The following is a 17766-nucleotide window of genomic DNA, read 5'->3' as shown; positions in this document are numbered from 1 at the left end:
CATGATCTACTGCTCCCTTTCAAGCAATAGTATACACCTTCGTACTGGTAAAGCAAAGGTAAAAAGCGTTTTTTATCAAAATAAAATATCAGCGTTTATAAATATAAAAAAGGATATAAAAAAATACTGTTGTTTCAACACAACAGTATTAAATATAATAGAAAAAAGTGATTAAAAATACATTTGAATCGTTTTCACTGCATCCTCCTGCATGATCACTTTTCCATACTCTTTTAGCCGGTGAATGGTTAATGTCGTAGGAGACCCGAACTCCGCTAAAATGGAAATGACCGTATCAGCAGACAGTTCTTCAAAATCATCTAGGCTGAGAAAATATTGACCTTCATAATGGTAAACTGTACCCCCTAAAAGTCCAATACGACTTAAACTATGGGACAGTTGAATCACATCTTCAAACGAAGCAAATTGATAGAGCACATGCTTACTCTCGTCGAGCTTGACTTGCATCTCAATGTAATCTTCATCAAACTCATCATCAGCATCTTCCTGCTGACTCTTTGTCACAATGACGACCATCCCCTGCGCCTGAAGAGAAAATACTTCAACTGCAATCGGTCCATTCGCTTCAAAACCGAGCTCCTGATTCGCTTCGTTCATCATGTCTTTAAATAGCTGATGAACTTTGAACGAATCTTTCCAAAGGTCTTCTTTCGTAAGACCTCGGTCTGTCAGGTCATCTAGTGTGAGAAAAATTTTGATTTTATTATAATTCAGACGCTCCAGTCGCATAACGTTCCCTCCTGCCTCTTCTAACACACATCATACTGTAGTATATGAGATGATGAGTCATAGGTTCTTAATTTTGTATTCAGTTTACACTGTGTCAAGACGGAAGACAAGCATGAAGCAATGCTTAAGGTGACTTTTATGGAAAATATTGAGGGGGCATCAAGTTAGCGAGTTTTTAGCGGCATTAAATAGATCAGATGCGTTTCTGGTTCTGCCCCAAGTCGCATTGGAATTTTTGTTGTTCCATAGCCATTGCTAATCAGAAAGAAAGCGCCTTTGACCTGGCCAGTTCTCCCTTTTTCATACGGTCCAAATTTCCCGATACGGATTTGTCCCCCGTGGGTATGACCGCTTAGCACAAGATCAATGCCCTCTTCTTCACTCATCAAGTGATGCACATCTGGATTGTGTGATAAGAGAATATTCACATCTTCTTTAACAAACTCCGGTCGAATCGCTTCATAATCTGCTTTTTCAAGCCGAATATCATCAATTCCGCCTATTTTAATGGGCTGGCCTTCAAAATTCCACACAGCCGTTTCATTTTGCAATGTCGTGACATGATAGGAATGAAGGATCTCTTTTAGCTTTTGCTGATGGAGCTCATGATCATTGTTGCCCCAAACAAAATACACCGGCGCCATTCTTGATAACCGCTTCACATTTTCTTCAACCCTTGCATAAGGCACACCTTTTTCTGCTAAATCCCCACCGATCATAATGACATCTGGCTGCTCCTGCTCTACTTCTGCCAATAAAGTCTCACTAATTAGGCGGCGATGCGTATCAGAAATAAAGAAAATGACTGCGGGTCTATCTGATTGAAGTGCTTCTATTGTAAAGTAATGCTTTTTGATGTTGTTTTGTTTTGCCGTTTTCATCATTTTCGCTGTTACACACACACCTGTCGTAACAGCCGCTATGGCAGCAGTAAATCCGATGGCATATTTCATTATGAATGACTCCCTTTTATCATCTTTCTTTCATAAGACGCTTGAATGAAAAAAGACGTTTCAACTATTAAACGTCTTTTTCTCATTTATTTACTTTCATAATAGAGATTGATGTCATATTGCTTCTGCATGAAGTGAAAAACGGCTTCACGCTCTTTCCACTGATTTGATTGAGGCCATAAATCTGTGCTTTTTTGTATAATCTCACATCTGAGCTTATGATATTCATCCTCAGCCTTTTCTTCTTTTTTCTTATAATAATATGATGCGTAAAAAGCAAACACTTCAGCCATGATCCAAAACAGAAACACCTCATGACCGAGCAGTGTGGCAATCATCGCTTCTGGCTCTAGAGAACCCCCAGTATTCGCTGTTATCACAAAATAAAACAGAAGAATCGCTAAAGATAAAAGGGCTGTCCACTGCCACCTTTTGCACTGTTTGGCAAAGCCCTCGTATTTGTGCTTTCTTTTGATCAATGTCTCAATCATTTTCTGTGTTGGCTGATCCATATAGCGGCTGATTGCGTGTAATGTCATCACATACACCCTGTCCCTTTTTTCTACATATGTATGTGCTTGTTCATTGATTCATGTCAGATCATTCATTTTCTAATGGAATATTCAACACTTGTCCGCTGTATACACTATTTCCTTTTAAATGATTATAAGCTCTAATCTTCTCTTCACCCGAACGGTTCTTATAATACTTCATGGAAATTCGGTACAAATTCTCTTTAGGACCAACAGTATGCTGCACAACACGAACTGACTTTTCTTCCTGCTTCTTTTTCTCTTCCGCTTCTTTTCGCTTTTTCTCTTCCTGCTGCTTTTGCAAAGCCAGCTGCTGCTGCTCACGTTTTTTTGCAGCTGCGGCCTTCTCGCGCTCTTCCTTCTCTTTAGCAGCTTGTTCTTTTTTCTTTTGCTCTGCTTTTTCTTTTGATCGCTGCTTTTCTTCTTCTGCCTCTTTCTTTTTCTTCTCATCGTCAGACGCCGCTTGATCAGCGCCCGAGTCATTTTTTGTTTCAGCAAGTGCGGTTGGCACTGGGTCTGTGTCAGCACTTGAAGTTTTATCGATATATACACCTTGATTGTTGTGATCATTGATTCCGTTTGACGCATAATACATCAAAAGAAATAGCACAGTGACGACAATGATAGGAAAGATAATAGCAAGTGTCGTAAACAGTGGATTACGTACTTTTTTCGTGCGCTGCTTTTTATATTCATGGAAATCTTCTCGTGTAGGAAAGTGAGAGTCATCTGAAGGATGCACTTTTTCCTCAAGGATTTCCTCTACATCATCATGGATGTTTGTCAGCTGCTGCTTTTTTCTCTTTATTCTCGACATCTCTTCCATGTTCATCCCTCCCCCAATATTTAAAACGAATTTGACAAGCAAAGACTAAGTCAATGACAAAGTGTGTCATGACAGGAACAAATAAATTCCCCGTCCACTCGTATAAAAGTCCTAAAAAAATACTAATAGAAACCACAAGGATAAACAAGAGTATTTTTGACAGGTAGCGAAAGTGGAGAAGCGCAAACACCATGCTGGCAATCTCAAGTCCAAATTGCTGCTGAACGATCCCTCGGAATAGAATTTCCTCTGAAAAGGCAATGAGCAGTGTTAACCAAACAATATGCAGTACGCTGCGGTTTTTGAACATTTTCTCATTTAATCCGCCATCATCATACATATGAGCCGGAAACACCTTCATGACAATGACATCCACAATTATGACAAGTAAGGCGCCGCCAATTCCATAAGTGAGTATCCGCATATCATGCATCTGCCAAAGTGCCGTAAAATCAGTCCAATGATCAAACATAAAAATGCCTAATAAAAAAGAGACAATCAGCATGAGCAGCTGCGTGAAATACAGCTGTTCTACTACTTGTCGATCGGTTAATTTTTCAATAATACGGCGATGTTGTTCAATCAATGCTGCGCCTCTTTTGTCAGATGAAACATACGCTCCAGCTCGGTCTTCCAGTGTTTCATTTCATTCAGCTCCAATGGTTGATCTTTTTTTTCATAATCCGACAGGTCAAGTCCGCAAGAAGAGCAGCAGTTGCCAGAGGAAGACTCCTCCGCTTGATCAAGCTGTTCGTCAAAGTATGATAATAGAGATTGTCTAAAGCAGCTATGATCAGTGATTCGTTCTTTAAACTGCCACACTTTTTTGAGCTTTTCTGTTTGTCTATCCTGCAGCTTTTCTTTCAGATTCTCCAAAAGCACTCGAGGCTGTTCAGATTGGTGCATCATGTAATAATGTGTCAGCATCCTCGCACGCGTCTCCTGTAGCCCCGCTTCCATCAATCGTTCACGTAATTTTTTTTCATCATTTGTAGGCACCTGAGATAATTGAGCCAAGAAAAAATCAATTTCTGGCTCGTCAAAGCCTTCTGTTTGAATCAAATGACTTTGAATATCGGCATCCTCTTCTGTATATAAAAGAACACTCACACTACTTTTTCCGTCCCGTCCCGCTCTTCCAATCTCCTGCATAAATGCTTCTATTGATTGCGGCGGGCTCATATGAATCACAAACCGTATATCTGCTTTATCAATTCCCATGCCAAAGGCACTTGTACAGCAAATCAGATCAATTTGACCGCTGATAAATTGCTGCTGAATCAGCATGCGGTCTCCTGCCTCCATTCCGCCATGATAAAACTCTACACGTTGATGCGTTTTTTGTTTAACCAAAAGAGCGATATCCTCTGTCATTTGCCGGGTCGGGCAATAAATCAGGCCAGGTCCTTGAATGGTTTCCACAAGCTCAAGTGCTCGTTTTTCTTTTGTTTCTTTCGTTTCATGCACTTCCTTCACTAGCGCAATGTTAGGCCGGTTCACTGAGTGAATATGAAAGTCTGGCTGCTGTAGCCGCAAAGTTTGCACAGTATCCTTTAAGGTCTGCTTTGTCGCAGTTGCCGTCAGTGCTAAGGCGATAGGATGACCTAACGCTTCTCTCCATTCTCCGAGCTTGGAGTATTCAGGACGAAAATCATGTCCCCATTCTGATATGCAGTGCGCTTCATCGACGACAAATAGACCAACATGCATCGATTTGAGCTGCTGCAACAGCGCATCTGACATGAGCGCCTCAGGTGCGACAAATAAAAATTTATATGATGGCAGATGCCGAATGATATGTCGCCTTTCATGAAAAGATAGTGTACTGTTAAGCGCCGCCACTCGCTTTTCACCGCGCATTTTCATTCGCTCCACTTGATCCTCCATAAGCGATAAAAGCGGCGAAATAATGAGAACTAGCCCCTCTGTCATATAGCCGGGAATTTGATAGCAAAGTGACTTACCGCCGCCAGTAGGGAGCATGGCAACTGTATCTTTTTGATGAAGTACACTTTGAATAATATCCTCTTGCCCCACTTTAAACGCGCTATATCCAAAGTATCTCATGAGTGTTTGATGAAGCTTATCCATTTGCTTTCACCATCCTTGTCAGTGCCAATCGTATTTGAAAATAAGTAAACGGATGCTCGAGGTTTTCTTTGATCAGCTTCAGTTTATTCGTTTGAAGCTGAAAGGCTATCTCATGGATCGCCTGCTGCTCCTCGCTGCTGACATAAGGTTCTATTGAGAAACTCGGCTCATGGATGGACAGCTCCACAATATGGTCTTCAATCGTTGCCTTTTTTAAAGAACGAATGTGGGCTATTTGATCAATACTAAACCCTTTTTGCACAAGCTCAAGTGTTTTGTGGGTGGAGGTGGTTAGCACACGTTTGAATTCAAGGTCATCTATCATACGCTGCATGATCGGCGCCTCACCTTTTTGTGCAGATTGAATAAAATAATGGAGCACATTCCAAAAAAGCAGGTAAACATACCACACATCTTCTTTCAGCCATTCAGCCATTTGCTGGTACGTACGCCCGATTCTTTCATGTGAAGTCAATGAATAGACAAAGAGCAGTGCCTCTTGATCACTTAAACGATCAAGGAGCGTATCAAGTTCATGATGTAGACCTTCAGAAAGCTCTTTCTTCTGGCGGCAGTGTTTTAAAAACGATTTCGTCCAGCTTTGAACCGATATATCCCTTTGAATCGGCACATATTGATGTGATTGCGCCGCATGATGGGAAAGAACTTGAACAAGTAAAGACAACCTCACCCATAGCATCTTTGCTTTATCATGATACTTGGCACCGTGAAAATAAGGGGGCATCGGTTTTTTAGAAAAATGCTGCCTTAGCATATACTTTCCTGCATCTGTGACAATGAATGTATCCCCTGTTTTTCTGATGAAGTGTTTCTCTTGAAGCTTTTGCACAGAGCGATTCAATTGATCCCGCGTAAAACCCGGAAAACAGCCGAAGTAGCTGGAAAGCTGAAACAAACTTGCATCCTGTATCGTTTGTGATGATTTTTTCCCTTTAAAAAGATGGTAGACAGCACTAATGGAGCGTTCGCCGTTCAATTTATGTACGCTGTCCATCAACACGACATCCAAGTAATGAATCGTCATTCATCAAAGCACCTGTCTTCCTGACAAAATTCGAATATTTTCTCCCTTTATTTTAACAGATTTCATAGAAGAAGAAATGTTTAAACTCAATTAATGGGGGAAAGTTATGAACAAACCCTTATATGATAAGCATTCTCAATCACTTTACAGTTGAAATGTGAATTTAAAATCATTACAATAAGGTTTGAGGAAATTGTTTTTTTATCGGTGAAACGAAACAGGTTAAACCATTTGTTCCATCGAACAATCTGGGAGGTATTTTTTTAACATGGCAAAATATACAATTGTAGACAAAGACACATGTATTGCTTGCGGCGCATGCGGTGCAGCTGCTCCAGACATTTATGATTATGATGATGAAGGCATTGCATTTGTTACACTCGATGACAATCAGGGGACTGTAGAAGTTCCAGAAGTGCTTGAAGAAGATATGCTTGATGCATTCGAAGGATGCCCAACTGACTCAATTAAAGTTGCGGACGAATCTTTCGATGGTGACCCACTTAAGCATGAATAGTATAAAAGCCCCTTATACAGGGGCTTTCAGCGTGTAGACAAACCCTCGCATTCTTTGTCAGTCCTGCGTGCCGGTGCTCACGAATCTTAAATTCGCTCCGCTCCGGTACTCGTCCTTCCTAGACTGCAAAGGTTCTCATGTCACGCTGAAAAGAAGACAAAGGGCTAAAATAAAGATCATTTTAGCCCTTTGTCAACAATCTAAAGCCCCTTATACAGGGGCTTTTTTATATTAACTATTTTGAAGTCGTCGTTTATTTTCAAACCATGGACGCATTTTCACAAAAATGAAGCTAAATACGATGGTAATGATAATTCCTTTAATAAAGTTAAAAGGTAAGATCCCAGCTGTAATGGTCGTTCTGAGCGCATGATCTGAAAGCTCAGGTGCATTTAAAAACCATGTGTAAGCGGGAAGGAATAAGAAATAATTTAAAATACTCATCATGACAGTCATGAGAAGTGTTCCCATGATCATTGACCATGCCATGCCTCTTGCTGATTTGATTTTTTTGAACATAAAAGCGACGGGCAAAATGAATAATGTGCCTGCAATGAAGTTGGCTACTTGCCCAACAGGAACACCGGACATACTGCCCTGGATGAGGTAATGCAGTACATTTTTTAAAGCTTCAACGGCAATCCCTGCACCCGGCCCATAAATTAAAATCGCAATAATCGCCGGAATATCGCTAAAATCAATTTTTAAATACGCTGGAAGCCCTGGAAAAGGGAAATCCAATAAAATTAAAACAAACGAAATACTGCTAAGCATACTTGTTACGACTAATCGTTTTACTCTACTTTGATTCAACATTCTCTCTCCTTTTCGATCAAATCTTTCGAAAAGAGGATTGTTCAATTTTAGCCACAAAAAAACCGCTCTGAATACGTACACAGGAGCGGGAAATTTAGGCTACACAAATAAACGTAAAAACAGACATGTTTTCAACGTTTATGAACCTCCATCTTCTCCCATCCAGACTATACTGTCGGCTTCGGAATCACACCGAATCCTGCCAAAAAAGGCTCGCGGGCTTAGAGACAATGCCTCATCACCGCCGGTAGGGAATTACACCCTGCCCCGAAGATTGATCATTATTCAATTCGACATCATTATATATGATATATGAGCATTTGTACAGATAAAAATCCTGAGCAATTTCATCAGTTTTAAGAAATCGTAAAAAACGTAAAATTTATAATGACAAATGCGTATAAATTGGTTATCTTTTGTTTAAAGGTGTTCATTCTTTATAAAGACACCAATAAATGTTCGTGTTTTCTTTTTCGCTTTACTGCTTTAATTTGATTGACACAGTGAAAAGGAATATGGTAAATTATCAGATATTTATGACGTTTATTTTAGGAGGAAATCTTACGATGTTTCGAGTATTAGTCTCAGATAAGATGAGCAATGATGGTCTTTTACCACTTTTAGAAGCAGATTTTGTTGAAATTATCCAAAAAAATGTAACAGAAGCCGAGGATGAATTACACACGTTTGATGCCTTACTTGTCAGAAGTGCCACTAAAGTGACAAAAGAACTTTATGAAAAAATGACTTCATTAAAAATTGTGGGCCGTGCCGGTGTGGGAGTCGACAACATTGATATTGATGAAGCAACAAAACACGGCGTCATTGTCATCAATGCACCAAATGGAAATACGATCTCAACAGCAGAGCATACGTTCGCCATGATCTCATCTCTCATGCGCCATATTCCTCAAGCCAATATTTCTGTTAAATCAAAAGAATGGAACAGAGGTGCATATGTCGGTGCTGAGCTTTATGGAAAGTCACTTGGGATTGTTGGTTTAGGCAGAATCGGTAGCGAAATCGCTCAGCGAGCAAGAGCATTTGGTATGACTGTAAACGTGTTTGACCCGTTCCTTACAAAAGAACGTGCAGAAAAAATTGGTGTCAATGCAAAATCACTCGATGAAGTGCTCGAAGTATCAGATATTATTACTGTACATACACCATTAACAAAAGAAACAAGAGGACTGCTCAATAAAGAAACGATTGCAAAAACGAAAAAGGGCGTTCGTTTAGTGAACTGTGCACGCGGTGGTATTATTAACGAAGCTGACCTTCTTGAAGCACTTGAAAGCGGCCATGTCGCAGGGGCTGCACTCGATGTATTCGAAGTAGAACCACCTACTGATAATCCGCTTGTGGATCATCCAAACGTCATTGCAACTCCGCACCTTGGTGCATCTACAAAAGAAGCGCAATTAAATGTGGCGGCACAAGTATCTGAAGAAGTGCTTCAATTTGCAAAAGGACTGCCTGTCATGTCATCTATCAATCTTCCAGCGTTGACAAAAGACGAGTTCAAAAAAATTCAACCGTATCATCAATTTGCTGGAAAACTTGGACGTCTTGTCTCTCAATCCATGAGAGAGCCTGTAAAAGAAGTGAGCATTTCCTATGAAGGGTCGATCTCAAAACTCGAAACATCGTTTATTACAAAAAGTCTTTTGTCTGGCTTTTTAAAAGAGCGTGTAGACTCGACGGTCAATGAAGTAAACGCCGGGATGGTAGCAAAAGAACGCGGCATTAGCTTTAGTGAGAAAATTTCTTCTAGCGAATCTGGTTATGAGAATAGCATTTCAATTGAAGTCAAAGGTGACCTTTCAACCTTTACTTTAAAAGCAACCTATATTCCGCATTTAGGGGAACGCGTCGTCTCTATTAATGGATTCAATATTGATTTTTACCCTGATGGACATCTAGTCTACATTCAGCATACAGACGCACCTGGTGTGATTGGTCAAGTAGGTCAGATTTTAGGCGACCATGATGTGAACATTGCGACCATGCAAGTAGGACGTAAAGAAAAAGGCGGCGAAGCCATCATGATGCTTTCTTTTGATAAGCATCTTGAAGATGAAATTGTCCAAAAATTAACTGAAGTGCGTGATATTCTTTCTGTACGTCTGATCGACCTATAAAAACGATCGTAAACCTCATGCTTTTGCATGAGGTTTTATTTTGTTGAAACGATTAATCGGTCACCCGTTCGAATGAAATGAGTTGTCAGCGCATTGATCTTTTTCAATTGATCAACGGTCATTTCATGTGCCTGAGCAATGGACCACAGGGTGTCCCCTTGTTGAATGACATATGTATGTTTTTCATGCCCGTTCACATGAAGGGCTGGCTCTTTAAAACGATCCCTCGCAATGACTGTGAGCGGATCTACTGCATCTTCTTTGCTCACTGACCAATTGCCCTTGTGTACTTCAAAATGCAAATGAGTGCCTCTAGAAGCGCCTGTGTTGCCAATGATGCCGACTGGCTGTCCTGCTTGTACCTGATCACCGCTTTTAACAAAGCGCTCGTGTAAATGGGCATAGACGGTTTCATATCCATTTGGATGGCGGATAAACACGACTTCTCCATAAGTAGCAGATACATAGGAACGAGTGACTACCCCTTCGCTTGCAGCAAAAATTGATTCGCCTTCTGGCGCAGCAATGTCTAATCCCTTATGCGCGCCGCCTCTTGTCCCAAATAAATCGGTGACTTCCCCTTTTATTGGTTCCACCCATTCGGTTGTTTTCTCAGCATGGGCAAATGGCGATAAGATCAAGAACAAGAAACAGCTGGCACATATGAAACAATACCTTTTCATCAGTGACTTCCCTTCTTTGAAGTTCTTTTCATGACAGCTTAGTATACCGCAAGGATGCCCTTTTCTATACATGAAAAAAAGACAAAGGGCTAAAATCAGCAACATTTTAGCCCTTTGTCAACAATCTGAAAGAACGCAATAAATTGCGTTCTTTAACGATCTTTGATGACAACTGGATTTGGCAGCGCCGGTACTTCTAGTGGTTCTTCTAATTCATAGGGCCCTACTTGATCTGTCCCTGCATTTTGAATCGTGACATCTTTAAAACCAAAATCTTTCGCTGTGAGCAGCAGCCCTTCAATAAGTAGAATATGATCAATTGAGTCCGTTAATTGTACTGATGCTCCAAACGTGACGGTCGCATGTTTTCCTTTTGATGTCACATCTTTAATAGGTTCTTCTTTAATGAGCGGATCTAATCCTGCGTCACCTGTCTGCTTCATTGCCTTTACCGCATCTTCATAAGTTTCATAACGACTTTTTGAGGGCACCAAAAAGGTCCCGCTCTTATTCTCTAATACGAAGTAAGCGTGCTTTGTTTGTTTATCAATTGAAATGGTGCCAAGACTTCCATTAGATCCTAATTGAAGATGAGAGCCTTTGACAGACTTGACCTGCACTTGCTTATATGGACTCCATTTTAGTGTTTCTTTTACCATGTCTTTAAAGCGGTTGGCTTCTTTTAATGTATCAAGAGACAAATCATTTTTCAGCTGAAAAACCAGCGTATCCCCTTTTGCACTAACCTCCACCATATCCATATAAGTTTGAAGCGGTTTTGTCATCTCAGGCAGCTGCACCTTTTCATATGTGTCAAGCAATGCTTGCACATGGTCATGCTCATTTTCTTTTTCAATACTAATTGGGACAACTTGAGAAGTCGATTCATCTATGTATGCAATCGTCATATACTTTTCCTTGTCAGCTTTATAAACAACATGCGAAGGCTCATTTTTGTTTTTTACCGCCTCTAATGTTGCATTCACCTGCCCTTTGTCAGCATTCGATCCCATTTTCACTTTCTTTATATCTTGAGCGGCTGGCTGAAAGAAATGAGGAGAAATCAAAAACGCCATAAATAGAACCACAACGGTTGCTACCGCTGGACCGATCCATCTGACACTTTTCTTTTTCTTCCCGCTTGCCATCAGCATTTGCTGGTAAATCTGCTTAGATGAACGGTTGTCCTCCACCTTTGGAAGCTGACTTAGTAACACCTTGATTCGTTCTTCGCTCCAATCGGACCTGTTCGTTTTCATTCAATAGCTCCTCCTTCAAAAGCTCCATATGTTTTCGGAGCACTTTCAGGCCTCGGTGCTGCGTTGTTTTGACTTTGCTTTCCGAGAACTTTAGCGCCTTTGCCGTCTCCATGATTGAGTAGCCCTGGATAAACCTTAAAATGATGACAGCTCTTTGATCTATGGTGCAATGATCAAGTGCGGCATAGATTTCTTTTATATTTTCATCCTGGACAGCCAATTCATCCGGGAGCAAGTCTGGGTCTTTTACATCCTGCTTATCCCAATCAAACGTGCCTAGCACACGTTGTCTAATGGTTTGCTGTTTGCGAAACCAGTCAATTGCCACATGCCTTGCAATTGAAAACAGCCATGTTTTCTCGCTGCTTCTTCCTTCAAAAGTTTTATATGAGTGAAGTACCCGAATGTAAACCTCCTGAACGAGATCCTCTGCCTGATTTTTATCTTTTACCATATAAAATAAAAATTGGTACAAATCTTGATGGTACGAATCATATATTTTTTGAAAGGTTTCATGCATAGGAAACCCCTCCGTTCACTTATTTTTGTCGAGTGACTCTTGCAAAACGTTACATTACAACTTTATGACAAATATATTACAAGATCGACCATTTGGAAAGGGCTTTTTGTTTAACTTCTCCTTAAAAAAAGAAAACATAGAAAAAACACCTCTTTTTCTGACGAAAAGAAGTGTTTCTCATGTAACAAGATTCTTCGTCAAGATTAGACGAGTTCCTGCTTTTTTTTCGGAATATAGAAGGTGAAGTGTGTACCTGTTCCTGCTTTGCTGTGTACATGAATCGTGCCTTGGTGTGCCTCTACAATGTTCTTCACAATGGCAAGGCCTAGCCCCGTACCCGAGCGTCCTCTAGTTCTTGCTTTATCCGCTTTATAGAACCGCTCAAAAATAAATGGCAGATCCTCTTCAGGAATGCCGCTTCCTGAGTCTTTCACATCCACCTTCAGCCCATTCTCCACCGATTGAACAGAGAAGTGGACATCTCCGCCCTCTGGTGTATGACGAATGGCATTATCAATCAGATTGGTCAAAACCTGTTCAATCTTATCTGGATCGAATACAAAGTGCGGTTCTTCTACTTGAATCTCATATGTGAGATGAATTTGTTTTTCTTTGGCAATCCCAAGAAACTTTCGGTAAATTTTCTCAGTCAGTTCTTCTGTATCAGTTGATTCAAGATTAAGCGTAATATGACCAGCTTCCATACGTGCCAGATCTAGAAGGTCATTTACAAGGCGCCCCATTCGAAGTGATTCGTCATAGATAATTTGCGCAATCTCTTTCTTTTCTTCTTCTGATCCTGCAATGTCATCGACAATGGCCTCACTATAGCCTTGCAGCATAGCAATTGGTGTGCGAAGCTCATGACTGACATTGGCAATGAAGTCTTTTCTCAGCTTATCAAGTCTTCTCTCTTCTGTCATATCACGGAGTACCGCAACCGCACCTCTCACATTCTGCTGATTATAAAGCGGAGACATCAGGAGCACCCAAGTACGCCCTTGCAGCGTGACTTCGATCATTTGCTCTTTTTCCGTGCTGACGGCTGTATGAAACAATTCTCGCGCTTCTGGCGGCAGTTCATCTCCATCTTTGATCTTCATGTTTTGCTCGTAGTACCAGGCCTGCAAAAATCTTTCGGCAGGCGGATTTGTCATGAGGATGGTTCCATCAATATTGATGGTGATGACACCATCAGCCATACTGCTTAGGATGTTGGACAAATGTTCTTTTTCTTGATTTAAGGCAGTAATATGAAATTTCAGCTGTTTCCCCATTTGATTAAAGGCGATGGCCAGTTCTCCAATTTCATCTTGCGTTAATATAGGAATCTTCGTATCAAATTTCCCCTTCGCCAAATCTTGTGCTCCCTCTCTCATTTTTCTGAGAGGATAGGTGACACGTGTCGATAAGAAGAAAGCGAAAATAGTGGTCAGAACAATTGCAATTCCGGCAGCGAGGAAAATATACCGCGTCGTATGTTTCGTTGTTTGTTCTACAGCGAGGAGTGATTGGGAAAGAAAGACCATGCCTTTCTTTCCGTTCGCCTCATAAGGAACACCTACTACAATTCGCTCATCCTTTTGATTGCCTGTACCAGATTCTGCTCGTTTGCTGATTTTCTTTCGTTCTTTCAGCGCTTTTTTTAAATCTTTGTCTGCTTCAATTTGTTCTTTTGTTATCGCTGGAAGCTTTCCGCCTTTTTCAGACGAATACCATTCTAGTCCATCCTCTTGAACAATCGCAATACTCGTCAATTTGTCAGCGAGTTCTGATGTAATAGACCTTGCGAGCGATTGATTCTCATGGCTTTCTAAAATGACTGCCACTTTGTTTGCCATTTGTGTTAAATCAGACTTTGCTTCTTCTACATGATAATTCTCAATGAATTCTAAAAGAAGCACAGTTAAAATGGATAAAACAATGAGGACAAGGAAAAGAATGGTTAACCATAGCTTTCCTACGACACTTTTCCACAGCTTCATTCAGCGCCGACCTCAAATTTGTACCCGACACCCCATACTGTCACGATTTTTTTCGCCGCTTCTGGTGACACTTTATTCAGTTTTTCTCGAAGTCTTTTGACATGGGTATCCACCGTTCTCAAATCCCCAAAGAATTCATACTGCCACACTTCTTTTAGAAGCTTCTCCCTGTCATAGACCTTATCCGGCGTTTTCGCCAGGAAGTATAGAAGTTCATATTCCTTTGGCGTGAGGCTGACTTCTTTTCCATCAGCCGTTACCCTGTGTGCATCATGATCAATGGATAGATGAGAAAACACAAGAACATCTTTTGTTGTTGTGCCAGTATTAAGATACGATGTTTGAGACGACCTTCTAAGCAATGCCTTTACACGTAAAACTACTTCACGCGGGCTAAAAGGTTTGACGATATAGTCGTCCGTTCCCGCCTCGAATCCTTGGACACGGTTAGCTTCCTCACCTTTTGCTGTCAGCATAATGATGGGGGTGGCTTTTTTATCTCGAATTTGATTACACACTTCAATCCCATCTGTTCCAGGCATCATTAAATCGAGCAAAATGAGGTCATAATCCGTTTGAAGCCCTTTTTGTATCGCCTCATCCCCATTTTCCGCTTCATCAATCTCATAATTTTCTCGTTCTAAATACATTTTTAAAAGGCGGCGAATTCTTGCCTCATCATCTACGATTAATATTTTCGTTTGAGTTGTGTGTTCCATTAGACAATCCTCCTGCTTTCTCCGTTGTTACATTCATTTTAACAAAAAGCCGAATCGAATCATAAAAGTTGGTCTTTTCTTGCGATTATGCGTAAGAATGAAGCCCTGCAATGACAAGATTGACAAAGATGAGATTAAACATAATAATGGCAAATCCGATCACGGCAAGCCAGGCGGACTTTTCACCGTGCCAGCCTCGTGATAACCGAAGATGGAGATAGGCTGCATAAAATAAAAATGTGATTAAAGCCCATACTTCCTTCGGGTCCCAGCCCCAAAATCTCGTCCATGCTAATTGCGCCCAGATCATCGCAAAAATAAGTCCGCCTAACGTAAATACAGGGAAACCAATGGAAACAGCCCTGTACCCAATTTCATCGACTAAATCGAGATTCACCTGTCTCACGAGCGGCTGAAGGAGAGCACTTAGTCTTTTTCGAATGATCAATCGTAGCAAGCCATAAATGATCAGCCCAACGCCAAATGACCATAATACTGTATTGACCTTTCTACCTGAAAAAACAGGTGGTAAATCAACGAAAGGCTCCAAACGATTTTGCGTCACAAGCTCCCCTTGATGAGGTCCTACTAAAGCTGGCAGCTCATAGACCATCACGCTTTCTTCTTTATTCTTATCTACCCAATTAAATTTCGCTTCATACCCTGTCATTCTAAAGATGGACGTGACCGCAATAAATGCAAGGGTGACCACAATCATAAACATGACAAGCTCTAAACCAAATGTCTTCTTGCCCGGTTTTGTTTGATCGACATGCTTCAAAAGAAAAATGACGCCTGCCACAAAACTGATCGCTAAAATGGCTTGACCAAGCGCCGCTGTCGTCACGTGAATATATAGCCAGTTGCTTTGAAGTGAAGGAATCAGCGGTGAAATATCTGATGGAAACATGCTTGCATACGCAATAATCAATAAAGCGATTGGAAGTGTGAATAAACCAAGTACAGACACTTGATAGACAAAATATAAAATGATAAACGCGAGCACCAGCATCATGCCAAAGGCCGTGGTGAACTCAAATAAGTTACTGACTGGCGCGTGACCAGACGCGATCCACCTTGAAATAAAATAGCCAAATTGGCTCAAAAAACCGATGATGGTGAGCGTAATGCCAATAAGTGCCGCCTTGTTTTTGCGCGGGCCATCCTCTTTCTTTTTTCCCTTAATGGCCCCTCCAAAAAAAGGAACTGCCGCTAAATAAAATAGAAAAGCTGCAAATAACAGGTTTTCACTGACTGCCGCCATCTAATCCTTCCCCCTTGCTTTTGCTGATACTTGTTGTATCAGGCAGTTCTTTTTGATCCACTGGCTGTTTGATGCCGCTGCCACTTAGTAACACGTTAAGATCAGACTTTAAGCCGAACCAGTTTTTGTTTGTGTGTCCTGCCACAAATACTTTTCCATCCTTTGCCGACAGCCAGATTCTTCTATGCTGCCAGTACATCCCTTGCACGACACCAATCATGAAGATGATTCCGCCAACAATGAGTACCCCAAGTGTTAAGTCTTTTCTCACCGTTAAACCCGTAACGTTTTTCGTTTCAACCCGGTCAAACTTCATCTTATAAAGATTGTTATCTGAACCCTCTACTGTCTCTTGAATCGCGACAAAGCTTTTTTCACCTTTTGGTTTTTCAGGAGAAATCATTTCAAACACGAAAGCAGGGTTATTTGGATTCCTTGTTTTCGTACTCGGCGTGCCATCTTCGTCCAAATAAAAATCAGGCAAATAACTCATCACCTTGACTTTGTAACCGCTACCAAGATCATATTCTGACTTAGGCTCCAGCAGATTAATCTTCACAGTTCCAAAAGATTTCTCAGTATCTTTTCGAATCAGCTGAAAGACCATTTGATCGAGTTCATTTTGTTTAAAATCCACTTGATATAATGAGAAATTGTCAAACTTAAGCGGTTCATTCACTTTAATGTCGTGCTCTGTTACCTGCTTCAGCTTGGGCTTTTCGCCAAAAACAACTTCCCCTTCACGTTTGTATAAGGTGGCATCGGTTTTATAACTTTTGACGACTTGACCGTCACCAGCTTTTTCAATCGCGTTTTCAAACACTTCTTTTTCTTTTTCAGATTCATAGCGATCAATGGAAAACGCATTATTCTTTAAGAAATATTGACCTCCCGTGCCTGGGATTGGTGCCGTTTCGCCTTCTCTTACCCACAATGTTTCATCCACGTACATTCCCGGGACAAAACGGAGCATTGATCCAATGAGAAATATAATTAATCCGATATGATTGACGTAAGGTCCCCAGCGGGAAAAGCGGCCTTTTTCAGCTAAAATATGTCCATCTTCTTCTCGCACGCGGTAACGCTTTTGTTTCATCTTACGAACGATGCCTTCATATGTATGCTGATCTAATGTTTTGTCTGTTTCGCTGAAAAGTCGCTGCCTTCTCATGAAGCCTTCTTTTTTGACAACCCCTTGGTTTTTAAGCGCCCGATAAAGTGGAATCACTCGGTCGAGACTGCAAATGACAAGGGAAATTCCAATAGATGCTATAAGGGCTAAGAACCACCAAGAACTATAAAGATCATGAAATCCAAGTATGTAGTATAACTTGCCAAACGATCCGTATTGCTCCTCATAATAAGTGGAAGCCGATGCACCTGGAGGAATAAATCGCTCCTGCGGAAAAATCGTTCCTAGCGAAGAAGCTAATAGTGTGATGACAATGAGCCACACACCCACTTTGACGGAAGAAAAAAAGTTCCATACTTTATCAACAATCGATTTGTTGTATGTTTGCGAGCGTCTCGCACTGCCGTCATATCTCATATCCAGCAGCTTTGATGAATTTTTCTCTTTTGCTGCAATGGGATTGCCGCATGATTCACATAGAACAGTACCAATTGGATTAATATGTCCACACTCGCACTTTACTTCTTTCATT

17 protein-coding genes and 1 riboswitch are annotated in these 17766 nt (G+C 41.0%); of the genes, 2 read left to right on the top strand and 15 right to left on the bottom strand.

The genetic code is table 11. The features are described from left to right. Nucleotides 1–171: 171 nt before the first annotated feature. The 7 genes from BK049_RS16780 to BK049_RS16750 all read right to left on the bottom strand — a co-directional run bounded on the left by BK049_RS16780 (nt 172) and on the right by BK049_RS16750 (nt 6198). Nucleotides 172–750, bottom strand: a complete 579-nt coding sequence (locus tag BK049_RS16780) for a genetic competence negative regulator (RefSeq protein ID WP_008361247.1) — start codon at nt 748–750, stop codon at nt 172–174. Between the two features lie 164 nt (nt 751–914). Further along, nucleotides 915–1703 carry a metallophosphoesterase gene (locus BK049_RS16775; protein ID WP_008361246.1) on the bottom strand — a complete coding sequence of 263 codons (789 nt, stop codon included), beginning with the start codon at nt 1701–1703 and terminating at the stop codon, nt 915–917. A gap of 86 nt (nt 1704–1789) precedes the next feature. Further along, nucleotides 1790–2242, bottom strand: coding sequence for a DUF2663 family protein (locus BK049_RS16770; protein WP_008361245.1), 453 nt, complete (start codon nt 2240–2242; stop codon nt 1790–1792). A 61-nt stretch (nt 2243–2303) separates the two neighbouring features. Next, entirely contained in the window at nt 2304–3062 is a 759-nt protein-coding gene (locus tag BK049_RS16765; RefSeq protein ID WP_008361244.1) for a LysM peptidoglycan-binding domain-containing protein, read from the bottom strand. Continuing rightward, nucleotides 3007–3648 carry a CPBP family intramembrane glutamic endopeptidase gene (locus tag BK049_RS16760; protein ID WP_071168999.1) on the bottom strand — a complete coding sequence of 214 codons (642 nt, stop codon included), beginning with the start codon at nt 3646–3648 and terminating at the stop codon, nt 3007–3009. The genes BK049_RS16765 and BK049_RS16760 overlap by 56 nt, the downstream gene beginning before the upstream one ends. Then, on the bottom strand, nt 3645–5153 hold the full coding sequence (locus BK049_RS16755; protein WP_071168998.1) for a RecQ family ATP-dependent DNA helicase: 1509 nt from the start codon (nt 5151–5153) through the stop codon (nt 3645–3647). Before BK049_RS16755 ends, BK049_RS16760 begins: the two co-directional genes overlap by 4 nt. Beyond that, a complete protein-coding gene (locus BK049_RS16750; RefSeq protein WP_071168997.1) occupies nt 5146–6198 on the bottom strand; it encodes a YpbB family protein in 1053 nt (350 codons plus the stop codon). The genes BK049_RS16755 and BK049_RS16750 overlap by 8 nt, the downstream gene beginning before the upstream one ends. A 268-nt stretch (nt 6199–6466) precedes the next feature. Here BK049_RS16750 and BK049_RS16745 point away from each other — a divergent pair, with 268 nt between their 5' ends. Continuing rightward, on the top strand, nt 6467–6715 hold the full coding sequence (locus BK049_RS16745; protein WP_008361239.1) for a ferredoxin: 249 nt from the start codon (nt 6467–6469) through the stop codon (nt 6713–6715). 231 nt (nt 6716–6946) lie between these two features. Here BK049_RS16745 and BK049_RS16740 read toward each other — a convergent pair whose 3' ends face one another. Beyond that, nucleotides 6947–7531: a riboflavin transporter FmnP gene (locus tag BK049_RS16740; protein ID WP_034739409.1), complete on the bottom strand. Its 585-nt coding sequence runs from the start codon at nt 7529–7531 to the stop codon at nt 6947–6949. Nucleotides 7532–7677: 146 nt separating this feature from the next. Then, nucleotides 7678–7810: riboswitch (FMN riboswitch) on the bottom strand. Between the two features lie 287 nt (nt 7811–8097). Between BK049_RS16740 and serA the strand changes: the two genes are divergently transcribed. Next, nucleotides 8098–9672, top strand: coding sequence for a phosphoglycerate dehydrogenase (serA, locus tag BK049_RS16735; protein WP_071168996.1), 1575 nt, complete (start codon nt 8098–8100; stop codon nt 9670–9672). Nucleotides 9673–9707: 35 nt separating this feature from the next. Here the strand turns inward: serA and BK049_RS16730 are convergent, their stop codons facing one another. The 7 genes from BK049_RS16730 to resB form a co-directional block, all read right to left on the bottom strand. Continuing rightward, a complete protein-coding gene (locus BK049_RS16730; protein WP_008359722.1) occupies nt 9708–10355 on the bottom strand; it encodes a peptidoglycan DD-metalloendopeptidase family protein in 648 nt (215 codons plus the stop codon). A 152-nt stretch (nt 10356–10507) separates the two neighbouring features. After that, the gene (locus BK049_RS16725) at nt 10508–11614 is read right to left on the bottom strand and encodes a sigma X negative regulator (protein ID WP_071168995.1); all 1107 of its coding nucleotides are present in this window, start codon (nt 11612–11614) and stop codon (nt 10508–10510) included. Further along, on the bottom strand, nt 11526–12134 hold the full coding sequence (gene sigX, locus BK049_RS16720; protein ID WP_008359718.1) for an RNA polymerase sigma factor SigX: 609 nt from the start codon (nt 12132–12134) through the stop codon (nt 11526–11528). Before sigX ends, BK049_RS16725 begins: the two co-directional genes overlap by 89 nt. A 203-nt stretch (nt 12135–12337) precedes the next feature. Further along, entirely contained in the window at nt 12338–14119 is a 1782-nt protein-coding gene (locus BK049_RS16715) for an ATP-binding protein (protein ID WP_071168994.1), read from the bottom strand. Beyond that, on the bottom strand, nt 14116–14838 hold the full coding sequence (locus tag BK049_RS16710; protein ID WP_008359715.1) for a response regulator transcription factor: 723 nt from the start codon (nt 14836–14838) through the stop codon (nt 14116–14118). The genes BK049_RS16715 and BK049_RS16710 overlap by 4 nt, the downstream gene beginning before the upstream one ends. Nucleotides 14839–14923: 85 nt before the next feature. Beyond that, nucleotides 14924–16102 (bottom strand): c-type cytochrome biogenesis protein CcsB, encoded by a 1179-nt coding sequence (gene ccsB, locus BK049_RS16705; RefSeq protein ID WP_008359713.1) that lies wholly within the window; start codon nt 16100–16102, stop codon nt 14924–14926. Beyond that, nucleotides 16086–17765 (bottom strand): cytochrome c biogenesis protein ResB, encoded by a 1680-nt coding sequence (gene resB, locus BK049_RS16700; RefSeq protein WP_008359711.1) that lies wholly within the window; start codon nt 17763–17765, stop codon nt 16086–16088. The genes ccsB and resB overlap by 17 nt, the downstream gene beginning before the upstream one ends. Nucleotide 17766 lies beyond the last annotated feature (1 nt).

Source organism: Bacillus xiamenensis, from assembly GCF_001857925.1.
Classification (GTDB): domain Bacteria; phylum Bacillota; class Bacilli; order Bacillales; family Bacillaceae; genus Bacillus; species Bacillus xiamenensis.
The sequence above is the reverse complement of the archived record's forward strand: the minus strand, read 5'-3'. Positions and strand labels throughout refer to the sequence as shown.